Consider the following 17996-nt stretch of genomic DNA (forward strand, 5'->3'; position numbering starts at 1 on the left):
TTATGAGGAAATATATCATCTGTATAGTAAGTTTTATCGGAGCGGCTTTATTGCAAACAGGCTGTTACGATGACAAGGGAGATTACGATTATCATGATGTAAATACGATGGATATCGTAATACCTGAAACGAGGTACGTATGCCTAAAGAGGAAGCAGTGGAAGTTTCAATTATACCCGAGATTTCTCAGACTTTGGAGCAAAATGAGGAAAACCTTGTGTTTCAATGGAAGAAAACAATTGAAGGAAAGAAAGCGGGATCGGACAGACTTAGTGATTATAAAGATTATTCCGTAGGCAAAGAATGTAAAGTAACAGTCGAGCTTATGAATCGGAAAATATAGGTTTGATGTTGGTCATTACGGATAAAAAGAGTGGAACAACCTGGTATCAGATAGGTGAAGTTGCAATTATTCGTCCTTTAAATCCTTGCTGGTTTGTATTGCAGGAAAAAGAAGGAAAGGGAGTATTAGGAGCGATAGAGGGTACTCCGGGAGGATATTATGTTTATCCGGATGTCTTTAAATCAGAACTGAATCAGTCATTTCCGTTAGAAGGAAAACCTTTGGCGGTAAGTGCAAGAAAAAACTATGGGGATTCGTATTTGAGTAGTATGCTAGTTTTTTTTGGTTTTAAAGTAAGTCCGGCGTTAATGGTAGTAACCGATCAGGACTTGGCCTTATTGACTCCAAGTACTTTAATAACGAGATATCCGTCGAATAAAATACTTTTTGAACCGACGGGAAAAGGGGAACCGTTGAATATTGAGTTTTATAAGATGAGTGCTCATGGTGAATTGTTTGTAAATAGTGGAAAAGCATATTGTGCTCCTATGGATGGATTTTGTGTACCATTCTCGGTAAAAAAGGAAAGTGAGTTTCCCGCTATTTCCGCTTATGGTTCGTATGGAGGAGGCTATTTGTTTTTTGATTCTGAGAATCATCGTTTTCTTAGTGCATCTATTCCGAGTTATTATGATTATATGATGAATCAGGCTACTCAAAATATACGTAATTATGGTACTAAATGGAGTGACCAGAAGCCTGTATCCACGTATTCAATGTCAGACGAATCTAATTTGTTTGATCCGGATGTAATTGATCCGTCTTTAGAAATACATGATATTGTTACGGGGGGAAATTGGGGAAATTTTGCTTATGCGATTGCTGCTCCCCATAACGGAAAAGAGCTGACTGTGTTTAAATTCAGTGCGCAAGATGAAGATCCGATTTGTGCTGCCCGGTATACGATTGCTTTACCGTCCGAAGTAAATGTAGAAACAGCAAAATTTGCAGCTTCTTACGCGTATACGGCAAACCTTATATTTATGACATCGGGTAATAAATTATATCGCATTGATCTTGGTCGCGGAAGGGCAATTGAACTTTATACTTATGAAACTGATCCGTCAGCACAGATAGTTAGTTTTAAATTTAAGGACCCTGAAAGTGTGAGAGAGGAAGATGACGATGAGGAAATAGGCGAATATAAGGAGAAACTAGGTATGTCTCTCGGGTTGGGTATCAATACTGCTGACAAAGGTGTAGTTGTCGAATTGCAATTGACAGTGGCGGGCGATGTAGCTCGTGAAGAAAACAGCATTTGTGTTTACGAAGATCCCGATCAGCCTATTGGGAAGATTGTTGATATTAGCTATAATTATGAATAGTATAAACCGGTCTTTATGCTAAAAGGAATTATCGGTGCAGTATTTCTTGCTGTTGTCTGTACTTGTCTGTACGGGCAACAGCAAAGTATTACAACTTTTATTAAAGAAGAAGCACCAGTGGAAGTTATTCCCGGTATGTTTACTACCTACCGAAGTGATAAACATATCTATTGGGAAATCCCGGATTCATTGATTGGACGTGAGTTTGCCGTAACGACAACTATCCTGACAGCTCCTGCCCGTCCGGACCGGGATATGGAAAAGAAATTCGGATATGCGGGTGACATGATAGGTCCGGTATTTTTCAGTTTCCGTAAACAGGGTGACGAGTTGTGGATGATGGATCCACAATATGAGAGGGTGATAGAAAATCCTGAAGGAACGTATGCAAAAATCGCCGCCCAACGTGGGAACGAAAGGCTTTATAAGATATTACCGATTAAAGCTAGGAATCAGGGAAGCAGCTTGATAGAGATTGGTGAAGTATTAAAAGATTTTCCTTTGTTTACTCTTGATATTGTATCTTTTGATTTATTGATAGGTACGCGTTTAAGAGAGAAAGATTATATCAAGGAAATTAAAGGATATGACAACCGCTTGTTGATACACGCATCACGAGTTTATCGAAGTTCGTCAATGAAAATACCAGGTAAGCCTGTTGCACCTCCTTATATTGGAGACTGGGATACAGGTATCTGCATAAAATTACTGTCAAAAAGACCGTTGGAGGCAGTTGCTGCAAATACCGGAGCTTATTTTTCTATCAGCAAGGAGTGTTTTCAAGGGAATCAGCCTGCTATTCGGAAATCTGTTGTCAAACGATGGCGGCTGGAAATAAGGGCGGAAGATGAAGAAAGATACATGAGGGGGGAACTGGTAGAACCCATACAACCTATTATTTTTTATATAGATCGTAATACACCGGAAAAGTACATCGACTGTATCATTGAAGCGGTGCGTGACTGGCGTCCGGCTTTCGAGAAAGCTGGATTTAAGAACGCCATTGATGCGCGACTGGCTCCTACCGTTGAGGAAGATCCTGATTTTAGTATTTATGACAGTACTTATCCGTTCATCTCATGGAAGATATCAGGACAAAATAACGCTTATGGACCGACTCCATGCGAACCCCGGTCCGGTGAGATTATAGCTTGCCACATCGGTATTTTTTGCAGTGTCTTGAATTTGGAACAGAAATGGTATTTTGCTCAATGTGGAGCGAATGATCCACAGGCATGGAATATAGAGCTGCCGGACTCTTTGCAATACGAACAGATAAAACAAGTATTGACACATGAAGTGGGTCATACATTAGGGTTGGAACATAACTTTCTGGGTAGTTCTCATTACTCCATCGATCAATTACGTGATAATGACTTTTTAAGTCAATATAGTATTGGTAGTTCCATAATGGATTATGTGCGGTGTAATTATGCTTTGCGTCCTCAAGATAAAGTTGATTTGAGAAACAGGCGGGTACGTGTCGGCGAATATGATAAGTGGGCTATTGAATGGGGCTACCGTATATTTCCGGGTAAAGATGCTTCTGAAAGAGAAAAGAACAGGACCCTTTGGAATCAGGAAAAACAGAAAGATCCCTCATTACATTTTTCGGGCAGAATGGATGTACGGGCTCAGGCGGAAGATTTAGGTAATGACCATGTTATGGTTAATACACAGGGAATAGAGAATCTGAAATATTTGTGTGAACATCCGGATGTCTGGAATGTGACGGATAAAATGTCCTTGCGTGTATTACAGGGGCGTTATGAAGCGGTATTGGAGCATTATATGCAGTGGGTACAGCACGTTTTGTCTCATTTGGGTGGAAAGCGTCTTGCTGAGCCGGATGATGAGAATATTTACATACCCGAAAAAGCCGATTACAATAAGAAGGTTATGAGCTTTATACAGGCTTATATATTACAACCGCCTGTGTGGATGTTTGATGAAAAACTTACCGCTAAATTAGAAATAAACGGTAGTCGGGAGTTCGATCGCTTTTATGAAGAGCTGATGTCGGAAATGATTCGTTCCCTCCGGGAAGTGGAAAGAACGGAGAATGTTTGTGAGGATATGTTGTCTGTAGATGAGTTTTTGGAAAGCATACATAAAGAATTATTTGCCGAATGGGCTGACAATATTCCTGTAAGTGACGCCAAGTATAAAGTGCAGCTGCTTTATGTGAGTAAACTTGTTAAATTGTTGGATAGATCAGAAAAGATAACTTCGTCGAGATTATTGGTTTCCATTATGCAGGCTTTGAATAGAATAAAGGAGGAAAGTCTTGATTATAGCCATAAGATTACGGATCCGGTTGCCAAAAAACGGGCAATGTTTCTTGTAGATAGTATTTTGTTTTAATGATGAAAAGTAAATAAAGAAATTCATGAAGAGAAGAAGATATGTGATTGGTATATTGTTGTGTGTCACAGTTTTGCTTCAGGCACAGGATTCCGTCAAGTCATTTGACGAGTTTTTTGTTGCCGGGATGGATAAGATCGACGGTGTGTTTCCTGTGTATGTAGCGGAAAAAGAAATCTATTTGGAAATACCCGAAAAATATATCGGGCGGGAAATTGAAGTCAGTGGACAGATAGACCGAGGGTTTGATTTGTTGAATCGTCCGGTTGACGGACTGGGAGTAGTGCGTATTATATCTCCGGATAAAGCTACAATTTGCTTCAAAAACCGTTTTATACAGAGCGTATTTTAGATGAAAAAAGCACATATCAGCAGTCTTTCTCGTTGTCAAATATGCAACCTGCCGGTAAAAGTTATCCAGTGGTGGCCTATTCAAAAGAGCAGGGAGCTATTATTCGGATAACAGAGTATCTGATGACTGGCGATGACTGGTTCAGCTATAATGATAGTTTTATTCGTTCCTTGGTTCCGGAACTGTCGGAAATAATGAAAATACATCCTTTTAAGGAAGGTGTGTCGTTTACGGTCAGGCGCTATCATGGAGTTGAAGCGGAAAGATATATGCTGTCCAGTTCTGCCATTATATTGCCTGAAGGTAGTATGCCTTTGGAAGTCACTTGTGCAGTACGCTTGCTACCTCTGAAAAAAGATCAGATCCGCTTGGCAGATTACAGAATACCTTACCGGACATTGAGTTTCAAAGATTACTCGCAAAATCCTTATTGTATGGTAGAAGATTCATTGATTCTTCGTTGGGATATGTCACAACCGCTTACTTTCTATGTAGATACCCTTTTTCCGAAGGAATATTTCCAGGCAGTAAAGGAAGGAGTGGAAGCATGGAATACCGCCTTCCATAAAGCAGGTATTCATGATGCTTTACAAGTAAGGTATGCAGACCGAAAGATAATTCCGGCGGAACAACGTGCTTTTATATCTTATGATTTGAGAATACCGGGGATTAAAAGTGACTTTATCTGTCATCCTCGTACCGGAGAAATACTTTCATGTCGTTTGAATATCGGACATGGATTCCTAAAAGGAAAATTAGACGACTATCTGTTAAGTTGCGGTGCCTCGGATTCGCGTATTCTGGCTGACCGTTATTCTAAAGAAGTGGAAAAAGAATTGTTGCAAAATGAAATAACGGAAGAAATTGGATATCTTTTAGGTTTGCGCAGAAGTTTATCGAAAAGCTCGTGTGGAAAGACTTTAAAAGTGGGAGATGATGATTGCCGGACTATTTATTTTGGTTATCATCCTTTCAATGGAGACCAAAATTGTTATGATGAACGGGAGAAGCTCCGGCAATGGATAGAGCATAATTTACCAGATCACATTCGTTTATTCCAACCATCAGGGAAGGAGAATTCTAATTCTTCATTTCCAGAAGATTATACGGTCAAAATATCGGATTTACAGACTGTAGTGAGTCGGTTGGACAAGATTGTGTATAAGGGGAAGAAATACGATAAAGGGAGTTCGCTCACTGATATATACAGAAAGGCTATTCGTCTGTATGGGAGTTATCTGATGGAAATGGCAAAGGTGGTGGGTAGTTCTCAACCGGCAGATGCGCAGCGTCAGGCAATGCTTGATTTGGACAACTATTTATTTCATTCTGTTAAAAAGATGGAATGTACCTATGTAAAAGAGAATTTGTTGGAAACAAGAAACAATCTTCTGTATCCGGAACTGGCGAAGTTGTTCAAACAATTGTTGAGTGTAAAGACAATTTCAGCTCTTCGATTGCAGGCGTTGCAGAGTGACCGGAAGGGGTATGACGATATTGATTTTTTCCGGGATCTTTATAAGGGGTTGTTTAATGGTTTTGATCCGCAGTCAGCCGTTAGTTATGAACAGATGGATATTCAGCTGATATGTTTGGAAGCATGGCTGGATATTATGCAGGAAGCTACTGAACATAATAGTATAAAGAAACGTTTAACGAACGAATTGCATAGTCTGCACGATAGACTGGAGGAGCTTAGCACGACACATTCCCAAAGGGAAGTACGTGATATGTATATTCTGCTTTTGAGAAGAATGGATCAATATTTCCGTGTGGTTTCTTGAGTGGCGTTAGAGTAATAATTTGTTTGGGATGATGAAAAAATGGTCGTACAGATAGAATAACCTATAAGTTTTGGGTTATCTTTGCTATGATTTATGAATAAATAATTAGAATAAGATGACTATTATTTTTCCTTCACCCATCTTCGGCCCTATTCATTCCCGCCGTTTGGGCGTTTCATTGGGAATCAATTTATTGCCGGATGACGGTAAGGTTTGTTCATTCGACTGCATTTATTGTGAGTGTGGTTTCAATGCCGAACATCGTACGAAGAAACTTCTTCCTACCCGTGAAGAAGTCCGTACGGCTCTTGAAGAGAAACTAAAAGACATGCAGGCAAACGGCCCTGCTCCCGATGTACTGACATTTGCCGGAAACGGTGAACCGACTGCGCATCCCCATTTCCCGGAAATCATAGAAGATACACTTGCGCTTCGCGACAAGTATTTCCCAAAAGCAAAAGTAAGCGTATTGAGTAACTCTACATTTATCGACCGTCCTGCTGTATTCGAAGCACTGAACAAGATAGATAATAATATCCTGAAACTGGATACGGTGGATGAAGAATACATTCATCTGTTGGACCGTCCTAACGGAAAATATTCTGTTAAGAAGATTATCGAAAGAATGAAAGAGTTCAAAGGAAACTGCATCGTACAGACGATGTTTCTGAAAGGAGGTTATCAGGGAAAAGACATGGATAATACATCCGACAAGTATGTGCTCCCCTGGATAGAAGCAGTGAAAGAAATCGCTCCCCGGCAAGTGATGATTTATACGATCGACCGGGAGACTCCCGACCACGATTTGCAAAAGGCTACGCATGAAGAGTTAGACCGTATTGTGGCTTTATTGGAAAAGGAAGGTATTCCGGCAACAGCTTCTTATTAAAATATAATTCAAACAGGGATATATTTCTTCTTGATAATACGTAAGAAAATTAATATAAGAGGGCGAACTAATAGAATTCAGAAGTTTTATATTTCCTATTTTATTGCTCGCCCTTTTATTGGCTTCATGAGCTGTTTCAGCCTATTCTGACAAGGGTATATTCTCACTGCGATGAGAAAAAGTTCTCATTGCAGTGAGAGTTTTCTCATATAATTGAGTATTTTTCTTCATCGCAGTGGGAATGCTTGAGAATGTGTACTTCCCTGATAATGTTTCCTTTCTTCACATAATCTTTCGGCAATATCCCGAACTGCTTCTGAAAGCAACGGGCAAAGTACGAAGGATTATTGAATCCTACAATGAAACAAACCTCATTGATCCGGTATTTACGCCAAGTGTTATCTGCAAAACGTTCTTTATAAAGAACACTCTTTCCAGATTAAAGGGCTTATTTACCTAATTATGTTTCCTGTAAATACTCATTTTACCGAACATAGTTAGGTAAACAAAATAAAGTTCTTATATTTGCATGAATTGAAGGTTATTAAAAAACTGATTTTGGTATGGAAAAGACCCTGATACGCCAGAATGCCCAATGGAATGGCAAAATGTTTGATCACTTGTGTCCGAGAGACATCATGGACAATCTTCTGAAAAAGAAAACGATGCGTCATGTTCAGATACTGACCGGTGTACGTCGTTGTGGCAAATCTACTGTCTTCAAACTATTAATTAATGATCTGTTGCAATCAGGAGTGAGCGGTAAGTCGATTCTTGTACTTAATTTGGATGATCCGCAGTTCATTCCATTTTGGGATGATTCCTCCAAATTATTCGGCGTGATTGAAAATGCAGAACGTCTGACGGGAGAGAAAGTGAAATTCCTGTTTTTGGATGAAGTACAACATTTATGTGATTGGGAGATATTCATAAAGAGTGCTTATGACACTGAGATATTTGAAAAGATATATATTACGGGGTCTAACTCGCAATTGTTACAGAACCGTTTTTCCGCCTTGTTGTCCGGTCGTTATTTCGAGAATGAAGTGCGTCCGTTTTCTGTTCGGGAAGTTTTTCGTTCGCAAGGAATAACGACTTTGCTTGATTGTTATACCCAAACACCGAAAGTTCTGCGTATCATGGACAATGTCCTTTCTACAGGTTGTTTTCCTGAAATCGTATTGGGTGATGCTGATGAGGACATCAAACAGGAATTATTGAAAAGCTATTTCGAATCCATTGTGCAGAAGGATTGCATCGTTTATAGTGGCATACGTGACACCCATTTGTTCTTTCGTCTGGTCAGTTACTTGATGCAGAATATGGGGAGTCGTTTTTCTATACCGGCTGTGGGTAAGGCACTGAAAAGCAATGAAAATACAGTTGCGTCCTATCTCAACTTTTTGTGTGACAGTTATATTTGCGTCGATGTACGTAACTTTTCTTATTCTTTGAAAGAGACTTCCCGTTCCCAGCATAAGTGTTATTTCATTGACAATGGCTTGGTTTCAGCCAATGTCTTTCGTTATTCTCCGCAAAGTGGTAGTGCCTTGGAGAATCTTGTTTATAATGAGCTGAGAAATAAAGGGTATATGAATATTTCATTCGACAATAGTAAGACGGAATGTGATTTTTTGGCGTATAAAACGGGAAAGCTTATGGCTTTCAGGTTTGCTATGAACTGAATGACATGAACCTGAAACGTGAACTGTACGGATTCGAACTGGAAAATGTGATGCTCGAAAAGAAGACCCTGCTTACTTACAACCAGAAGGAAACTTATGGGGATATTGAAGTTGTTCCCTTTTGGGAATGGGTTATGTCACCACCTTTCACATAATCTTTCGGCAATATCCCGAACTGCTTCTGAAAGCAACGGGCAAAGTACGAAGGATTATTAAATCCTACAATGAAACAAACCTCATTGATCCGGTACTCCCCTTTCCGCAAAAGTTCTCCGGCTGTTTTGAGCCGTATCAACCGGATATAATCATTGGGTGGCATTCCGGTCAGCCCTTTCAACTTGCGCTGTAAGTTGGAACGCTGATAGCCATCTCCTCTGCCATCTTATCGATGGTAAATTCTTCATTGGTGAAATTGCGGATAATGATTTCATTGATCGTGTTCAGCCATTTCACGTCTGTTTTGTTCATTAATGTCTGGTCGTATGACATATTCGGCACCGTTGAAAAGTGATTGAACAGCATGCGCCGGTTTTCCAGCAGATTATTGATGGTGGCTTTCATGTGGCTTAGCGAGAAAGGCTTTTCTATATAAGCGTCCGCGCCATAGTCAAGACCCGCAATTTTTGAATCGATGCTGTCGAGTGCCGAAAGCAGGATAAACGGGATATGACAAAGCATATTGTCGGAACGGATGGACTTTAATAATTCGAATCCGTCCATGTGAGGCATGACGATGTCGCTGATAATAAGATCTACTGTTGTTGTCTCCAGACATTCCAAGGCTTCCTTGCCATTGGCGGCTGTATGGATGGTATAGGTATTTCCCAGATTCTTAGCCAGAAACTCCAGCATATCCGTCGTGTCTTCCACTACCAGAAGAGAGTAACCGGCGGGTTCGCTCTCTTCCTCCAGAGCGGGAACCTTGTCGGGCATGGAAGTAATGGAGGGGCTGACAGAGATGCTTTTCTCCAAATACGGAATTTCCACACATACTTCGCATCCTTCCGTATAGCCGGGATTGATATAAACCTTTCCTTTATGCTTTTCCACCAACAATTTGACGAGACTCAATCCGATTCCTACTCCCGATCCGTTATTTCCTGTATTTCCCACCTGATAAAACGGTTCGAAAACCTTGCTGCATTCCTCTTGCGGAATACCCGGACCGTCGTCGCGTACACACAGGGAGAGCGTACGCCCTTCTGCAGACAGATGTTCGTCCAAAATCACCATAATGCGGGTGCGGGCATATTTCATGGCATTCGTCAGCAGGTTGCTGACAATTTTAGTCAGCGCCTCCTGGTCTACATTATATTGCAGATGTTCTTTCGGCAGGGAGACACTGAAAGAGATTCCGGTCAGGGAGATGGCACGGAAACGGTCGATGATGTCCTCTATCATCCGGTTGATATCCACTTCATTGAATGAAAGCGTATAACCTTCCTTGTCCACTTTTCGGAAGTCGAGCAATTGTTTGATAAGCTCCATCAGCCGGTTGGTATTCTTTTGTATCACAGACAGGTTGCTTTCCACTTCACTGTTCCATTCATGTGTTTCCAAAATAGCTTCCAGCGGAGCTTTGATAAGACTAACCGGAGTCTTGATTTCATGTGCCACTTGGGTGAAGAATGTAATTTTCGACTGGAACAATTCCTGATTCTTGATTTGTTCCATCTCTTTCATCTTTCTTGCTTTCACAGCCTGCTGTTTACGCAAATAAAGCTGTATCAGAAAATATGCGAGGCCACACGCAATTAGTAAATAGAAAATCTTGGCATAAATGGTCTTCCAGGGTGGAGGAAGAATTTCAATATGCAGGCAACAGTCGTCATTGCTCCAATATTCATCGTTGTTACTGGCTTTCACACGGAAAGTATATTCACCCGGAGGCAGGTTGAGAAAAGATACGTTATGTTTATCCGTATATATCCATTCTTTGTGAATACCGTCCAGTTTGTAGGCATATAAATTCTTGCTGGGAGCCACATAACTAAGACTTTCGAATGCGATGTCGAACGATACCACCTGATAAGGAATCGTTACTTGTCCGCTAAGAGCAGGTATACGCTTGCTAAGGCTTACTTTGTCGTCGGGGCTGTGCATATATACCGCCGAGATAGACGCCGTAGGTCTTACCTTATTAATCGATAATTTGAACGGATAGAAACTATTGAACCCGTTCACTCCACCGAAATAGAATTTCCCGTCACTGGCTTGCAGGGAAGAGCGGAAATTGAACTGGTTGCTTTGTAATCCGTCCTCGATGGTATAGAGCTGTGCCCGTTTGTTCTGCGGCTCATACCGGATCAGTCCCCTGTTGGAAGAAAGCCAATAGTTACCCGATTGGTCGTCCAGTATGCCATAGATGATATTGTTTGGCAGATTCTCTTTGGTAGAGAAGTTTTCAAAACGGTCCTCCTGATAGTGATAACGGCAGATACCACCGCCTTCGGTACAGAACCATAGATGCTGTTTATGATCAATATACACACGGATTACCCAGTTGCTGCAAGGAGAATCAGGATTTGCCGGGTCGTTGCGATAGTTGTGCAATTTGCCGGTTTGGCGGTTGTAACGCCAAATGCCGTCCCTTTTGCTTGCCAGCCACATGTCCCCATGTTGGTCTTCAACCATATCGTAGATAAAGATATGGCTTAAAGGTTCCAATGTTCGGAAAGAGTCACTTTCCGGGTCATACCGGCAGAATCCGGAAAGCGTTCCCAGATAAATGCTGCCATCCTTCGTTTGATAGATGGAGTAGATATGATCGTTAGGAATTGAATGTGGGTTTGCGCGGTTATGGCGATAGTTTTTCATTTTTCCCGTTTGAATATCCAGGATATATAATCCACGGGAGAAACTGCCAATCCACAATTTTCCTTCATTGTACAACAGTGCATGGATATTGTGATAACCGATATTAGGGTTACTGTTTCTCAACAGATGTTTTTTAAACTTCTTCGTGCGGGGATCAAAGAGATTCAGTCCCCCGTCTTCGGTAGCAATCCAAATGTTTCCGTCGGGATCTTCGCAGAATTGGCTGATTACATTTCCCGAAAGAGAATTTTCTGCACCATTGGGATAATACCACTCAATATCCTTATGCTTGGGAGACAAGTAACTCACCCCACTGAAATAAGTCCCGATCCAGATTCCCCCTTCCCTGTCCTGATAACAGGCATAGATACTTTCTTTATTTTGTCCGTCGTCGGTAGGCAGACATTCTCCTGTCGTGGTGTTGAATGTATAAAGTCCGTCGTCGGAGCCGAGATAGAAAGAGTTGGCCGTTCGTTGAAACAAGGTGCGGATGCGCGGAATGGTAAGCGTGTCCCCTTCTCCGAAGTAATAGCGGAATTGCCCTGTCTCTTTATTGAAACGTGCCAGTCCCCCGTACCATGTACCCGCCCATAATACTCCCTGCGAACTTTCCATCAAAGAGATAATCTCGTTGCAGGCAGGACGTCCGAAAGAAGTGCCCTCGGATATATATCCTGTGAAGTTGTCCGTACGTTGGTTGTATTTCGCCAGCCCATTCCGGGTACCTATCCAGATAGTCCCGAACGAGTCGTTATAAATCACCCATATGTGATTATCCGGCAGTGAATGAGGATCGGAAAGAGAATGCAGATATTGCCTCAACGTACCTTTTTTCTCGTTGTAGACAAACAGCCCGTTGGTTGTTCCGATCCATAACTGCCCGTCATTGTCGTATGCCATTCCGAAGACGCTGTTGACTGATGCCCCGTCTTCCGTCTGTTTATCGAATACGGAGAACTTCTCTTCCCACGAATCGAATAAATACAGCTTCTCCGTACTGGCCACCCAAATCTGATTGTTATCCTGATGGCGGCAGATCGTTACTATATTCATATAGCTGTTTCCGCCGTTTTCTGACGAATGTCCGTAGTTGGTGAACTCGATGCCGTTGAAACGATTCAGCCCGTCCTGCATTGCAAACCACATATATCCGATGCTATCCTGAAGGATGCTCCGGACACAGTTGCCCGATAACCCCGATCTAACGTCATATTTCTTGTAGATATTGGCGAAGACCAGAGAAACCGATGCCAACAATATACATATGGATAAGATGGATCGTTTCATAGTTTCCTTTCTTTATATCCCCTGTTTGCAGGAGCTATATATCCTGCGTATTGGATCTATATGTCCAATACGTTGGATCTATATACCCAACACGCAGGGCATATATACCCAACAGATTGGATCTATAGCTCCTGTAAACAGGGTAATTACCCCCTTTGTAGAAGCCTTTATTTCACGTCATCCCACGTATCTGTGCGGAATGGGAAAGCACTCAATCCGAAAGTATTCCGCAGCGTGATATTTCCCACATAATTACGGAAAGCATAGCGCACGGCAATCGGTTGGGCTACCTCTTCACTCCACACTTCTACTGTGTTGGTACGTCCCACAATCTTTGCTTTTGCCGGATAGAACTTCTTGTCCGCTCCCGCAATTTCAAATCCTTCCAGTTCGGAGAAAGTAGGGAACAACCCCGCAGGTGCATTATCAAATGTCACTATGGCCTTTTTGTCCGCATAGTCCACTTTGGTCATCATCGGGCCGTTGGATGGCAACCGGCGGATACCGTATGTCTTAGTCAGTGCAAGCGTAGCCAACCGAAGCCCTACTACATCCTTCTGTGGCGGATGGATGCAGAATTCATCACCGATATCCGTAGTGGGTACAATGCCCGAATTAGGGATTGTTTTCAGTGCTTCCACTTGTGCTTCACGCAGCAAGGCGGCACCTGTATTCCGGCTGTTTTCATATTTGTAAGGAGCAATCTGCACATAATAGAAAGGCATATCGGGCGCTTCCCACACATTTCTCCATAGTTGTACCATAGCAGTCATCATCGGAGCATAGAATTGATAATTGAAAATGTTCGATTCTCCTTGATACCAAAGAAATCCACGTGCTGTATAATTTTTGACAGGCCATAACATGATATCATACAGACACCCTAATCGATTACGTACATCCAGTTTAGAACTTTTGGCTGTCTCTATATCTATTCCTTGAATGGATGACAGTGTTTCTTCGGTCATCCAGGATTCAATTCGGGAACCTCCCCAGCTATTGATTACCAATCCTACCGGTAGATTTAGAGTTTCGGTAATTTGTTTGGCAAAAAAATAAGCTGTTGCACTGCAATCAATAGTTGTTTCAGGAGTGGAGACTTTCCATTTTTCTTTTTTAAAGTCCGCCCTTCGCTGTACATCTTTTATTCTTGGCACGGTGATAAACCGGATACGGTCACGGTAGTTACCTGCATTCAGCAGCGTTTCAAGTGAGTTGTCAATGGGTTGTGCCGTATTTCCCATCATACGCATTTCCATATTCGACTGTCCGGAGCAGATCCATACCTCTCCTATCAGTATATCCGAGAGAGTGACCGGAGTTCCGTCACTGATAGTAATGGAATAAGGAGTATACCCCCTTCGGGAGTGTCTACTTTCACCAGCCAAGTCCCGTCTTTATCCGTAGATGCCTGATAGGTCCGGTTGTTCCACGAAGTGGTGACAGTTACTTTCTTACCGTCTGCCCAACCCCATAACTTAACGGAACTGTTCTGTTGAAGTACCATGTGATCTCCCATCATTGCAGGAAGTTTTACTTTGCCTTGTGCAATCGGCAGGAATAAAAGTGATAAAATAAGAAGTAGAAAATGTTTTTTCATACTGTTTTTATTAGATATTCGACGAATAGTTATTAGGTATCGGGCAAAAATACAACCTATTTTTAAATATGGAATAAAATTATCTAGTCATTTTCTGATAAAAACTAGTCGAATTCTTAAAAGATTGTTTTTCCTTTCCATTCTCCTCCGAATTTTATTAATTAGTGGCATCAATCGCCTAAACAGTATTATTAGATTGGCTAAATATCCCATTTCTTTGCAGGGTGAGTATTTAACAACCTAATTGTTTCATTAAATCTAATAAAATGAAAAAGAAGCATTATCTATTATTTTTATTGGCTTTGCTCTTTTTACTGACAGATGTGGTGTGGGCACAAACATCTGCCACGGTAAGTGGAGTAGTGATCGATGAGAATGGAGAAACCCTGCCGGGTGTTTCCGTCGTCGAAGTAGGTACAACAAACGGTGTCCTGACAGACCTGAACGGACACTACACCTTAAAAACAACTTCTGCCAAACCTTCCGTTTCTTTCAGTTACATTGGTTATCAGACCACCACGCTTCTCCTGAACGGGCGTACGAAACTTGATGTACAGATGAAAGTGGAAACGAAAGTGCTGGATGAAGTAGTGGTAGTGGGCTACGGTGTACAGAAGAAAGTGAACCTGACCGGTTCTGTGACTTCCATCAACTTTGCCGACCAGACGGAAGGACGACCCATCATGAGTGTTTCTTCCGCCCTTTCGGGACTTGCCGCCGGTATGAACGTCACGCAGGCTTCGGGACAACCCGGTTCGGACGGTGCCACCATCCGCGTCCGCGGTAACGGTACGTTCAATACCAACTCCCCATTGGTCCTGGTGGACGGTATCGAATGGAGCATGGACAATGTGAACCCCAACGACATCGAAAGCATCTCCGTACTGAAAGACGCTGCCTCCACAGCTATTTATGGTACGCGAGCCGCCAACGGAGTCATCCTTATCACCACCAAAAACGGGAAAGGCAAACCGCAAATCTCCTATTCTTATTCGGGAGTCGTGCAGATGCCCTACAACAACCTCTCTTTCGTAAGCGACTATGCCCGTTATATGGGACTGGTGAACGAGGCTTGCGACAATGTGAATACCAAAGGCATCTTCTCGCAGGAAAGCATCGACCGCTGGAGGGCTGCTTCTGCCGATCCGAACGGGTTGAACGAGTACGGAGTACCCAATTACGTGGCTTATCCCAACACCGATTGGTTCGACGAAGTATTCGACACCGGATATTCGCAAGAGCACAACCTGTCTGTCTCCGGCAGTTCGGAGAAAGTGAAATACATGCTTTCCTTAGGCTATCTCGACAATCAGGGAGTCATGAACCGCTGGAACCTCGACTCAAGTACGCAGAAAATCAATTTCCGTACCAACCTGGAAGCCAAGATAGTGAAATGGATGACCGTCGGCACCCGTCTCTACGGACAAAAGCAAGATTACGGGATGGCTAATATCAGCAACGGATTCAAGTATCTCTATCAGACCACTCCGGGTGTATATCCCGGCGAACCGAACTACTGGGGACGTGCCGCGCTAGCCAGCGAAGAATCTTCCAATGCCAATAATATCTTCGGTCAGATGGCAGGAGCCACCGGTTTCAATACCGTATGGCGTCTCAATGCATCAGTCTACGGAATTATCACTCCCTATAAAGGCTCAACATTGAAGGTACTTTCAACTATTCGCCGACATTCACCGACAAGTCTTCTTATAGCCGCCAAAATGGTTATTGGGACTACGTCACCGACCAGCGTGTCAGCGAAAGCGCGTTGGAGAACGCTTCCATCACCAATACGAGCGCACGCACCTGGCGTCAGAGTGCCGAAATACTGGTACGCTACAATACAACCATCAAGAAAGACCACGATCTGGGCGCACTGCTCGGATATTCTGCACAGGAATATTACAGCAAGAGCTTTGCCGTTTCCCGTAAAGGCGCTACGGACTGGACGCTGAACGAACTAAGCACTTACGAGACGCTCGTCAGCTCTTCCAGCTCGGCACCTGCCAAATGGGGATTGCTCTCTTATTTCGGCCGTGTCAACTACGGATATAAAGGGCGTTATCTCTTCGAAGCCAACCTTCGTGCCGATGCCTCCTCCCGTTTCGGTGTGAACCAGCGTTGGGGATATTTCCCCTCGTTCTCCGGTGGATGGCGTATTTCGGAAGAATCGTTCATGCAGGGAGCATCGGACTATCTCTCTAACCTGAAACTCCGTGTTTCCTGGGGAAAGACAGGTAACAACTCAACGGGCAACTACGACTGGCAGGCAAACTACGCCACAGGCAATGTTGTAATCGACGGTGAAGGAACCAAAGGATTGGTACGCAAGAAACTAAGCAACGACAAGCTGCATTGGGAAAGTACCGCCACCACCGACATCGGACTTGATTTCGGCTTCTTCAACCACCGCCTGACGGGTGAGATAGACTATTATAATAAGTATACTTCGGACATTCTCTACCATCCCGAACTCTATCTTTCGATGGGTGTTGTAGGCTCTGCTCCCGAGAATTTGGGTGAAGTGCGCAACCGTGGTGTTGAATTTACCCTCAACTGGAACGACCGTATCGGAAAAGATTTCGAATACCGAGTGGGTATGAACTTCTCTTTCAACGCCAACAAAGTGATGAAGTTCAAAGGCGAACTCCAGAAATACTGGACGTATGATGCACAGGGAAACAAAGTGAGCTATGTCAACAACTTCAGTGATGTGTCTGAATCTGGTTTCGGAGGCTACATCTGCGAAGGCCGCCAACTGGGAGAAACCTATATGTATAAGGTGTACAGAGGTTCCGGCGAAGGCTATACCGGAGGTGCGGTGGATATCCATGCGGGACCGAAGGACGGAATGATACGTACGAAAGAAGATATGGTATGGGTGCAGGCCATGATTGACTCCGGTTATTCGTTCGGAGGAATGAAGACGGTTGCCAAAGACCAGCTTTGGTATGGTGACATACTCTATGCCGACAGCAACGGTGATATGAACTACGGCGATACCAACGACCGGGATTTCTCCGGACACACCAGTGTCCCCAAATTCAACCTGGGCTTCAACTGTGCCTTCTCTTACAAGAACATTGATTTCTCCATGTTATGGTCGGGAGCTTTCGGGCATTACCTCAACTGGAATACGGATTACTACAACTCGACACTGGTCAGCCACGGATATGGCATTATCGAGCATATTGCCGATAACCATTACTTCTTCGATCCTTCCAACCCGGACGATCCGCGTACCAATCAGTGGGGCAAATATCCCCGCCTGACATACGGTACTACCTATAATAACAGAATCCAGAGCGACTGGAACGAATATAAGGGTGACTACTTCAAGTTGAAGAATATCCAAATCGGCTATACGTTGCCGCAACGGATTTCCAGCAAGTTCTTTGTTAATAAGCTCCGTGCTTTCGTGTCGATGGACAATATTCTGACGATTACCAGTTATCCGGGACTCGATCCGGAAATAGGAACTGCCATCGGTTATCCGTTGATGCGTCAGATCTCTTTTGGCGGACAGATTACCTTTTAATGATGTAGAACT

At 43.0% G+C, this 17996-nt stretch carries 4 protein-coding genes and 5 pseudogenes; 7 read left to right on the forward strand and 2 right to left on the reverse strand.

What is annotated here, in order from left to right:
* The first annotated feature begins 2 nt into the window (after window positions 1-2).
* The 6 genes and pseudogenes from DXA05_RS00190 (at window position 3) to DXA05_RS26740 (ending at window position 8897) form a co-directional block, all read left to right on the forward strand.
* Window positions 3-1668, forward strand: a pseudogene (locus tag DXA05_RS00190) (PKD-like family lipoprotein).
* Window positions 1669-1683: 15 nt separating this feature from the next.
* A complete protein-coding gene (locus tag DXA05_RS00195; RefSeq protein WP_074637962.1) occupies window positions 1684-4032 on the forward strand; it encodes a zinc-dependent metalloprotease in 2349 nt (782 codons plus the stop codon).
* 25 nt (window positions 4033-4057) lie between these two features.
* Window positions 4058-6168 (forward strand): annotated as a pseudogene (locus DXA05_RS00200) (DUF5117 domain-containing protein).
* Window positions 6169-6283: 115 nt separating this feature from the next.
* Entirely contained in the window at window positions 6284-7057 is a 774-nt protein-coding gene (locus DXA05_RS00205; RefSeq protein WP_004298756.1) for a radical SAM protein, read from the forward strand.
* 563 nt (window positions 7058-7620) lie between these two features.
* Window positions 7621-8742, forward strand: coding sequence for an ATP-binding protein (locus tag DXA05_RS00215; protein WP_284515327.1), 1122 nt, complete (start codon window positions 7621-7623; stop codon window positions 8740-8742).
* A gap of 5 nt (window positions 8743-8747) precedes the next feature.
* Window positions 8748-8897 carry a hypothetical protein gene (locus DXA05_RS26740; RefSeq protein WP_284515338.1) on the forward strand — a complete coding sequence of 50 codons (150 nt, stop codon included), beginning with the start codon at window positions 8748-8750 and terminating at the stop codon, window positions 8895-8897.
* Here DXA05_RS26740 and DXA05_RS00220 read toward each other — a convergent pair.
* Both DXA05_RS00220 and DXA05_RS00225 read right to left on the reverse strand, forming a co-directional pair.
* A pseudogene (locus tag DXA05_RS00220) lies at window positions 8837-12846 on the reverse strand (two-component regulator propeller domain-containing protein). The gene DXA05_RS26740 and the pseudogene DXA05_RS00220 sit on opposite strands and share 61 nt — an antisense overlap.
* A gap of 167 nt (window positions 12847-13013) precedes the next feature.
* A pseudogene (locus DXA05_RS00225) lies at window positions 13014-14446 on the reverse strand (sialate O-acetylesterase).
* Window positions 14447-14712: 266 nt separating this feature from the next.
* Here DXA05_RS00225 and DXA05_RS00230 point away from each other — a divergent pair.
* Window positions 14713-17984, forward strand: a pseudogene (locus DXA05_RS00230) (TonB-dependent receptor).
* Window positions 17985-17996 lie beyond the last annotated feature (12 nt).

The organism is Bacteroides sp. AM54-2NS (genome assembly GCF_003602935.1).
Taxonomy (GTDB): Bacteria; Bacteroidota; Bacteroidia; order Bacteroidales; family Bacteroidaceae; genus Bacteroides; species Bacteroides xylanisolvens.

Bases quoted from the DNA above. Each gene is read 5' to 3' on its own strand.
- DXA05_RS00205 (WP_004298756.1), top strand. From the start codon at position 6,284: ATGACTATTATTTTTCCTTCACCCATCTTCGGCCCTATTCATTCCCGC.
- DXA05_RS26740 (WP_284515338.1), top strand. From the start codon at position 8,748: ATGAACCTGAAACGTGAACTGTACGGATTCGAACTGGAAAATGTGATG.
- DXA05_RS00215 (WP_284515327.1), top strand. From the start codon at position 7,621: ATGGAAAAGACCCTGATACGCCAGAATGCCCAATGGAATGGCAAAATG.
- DXA05_RS00195 (WP_074637962.1), top strand. From the start codon at position 1,684: ATGCTAAAAGGAATTATCGGTGCAGTATTTCTTGCTGTTGTCTGTACT.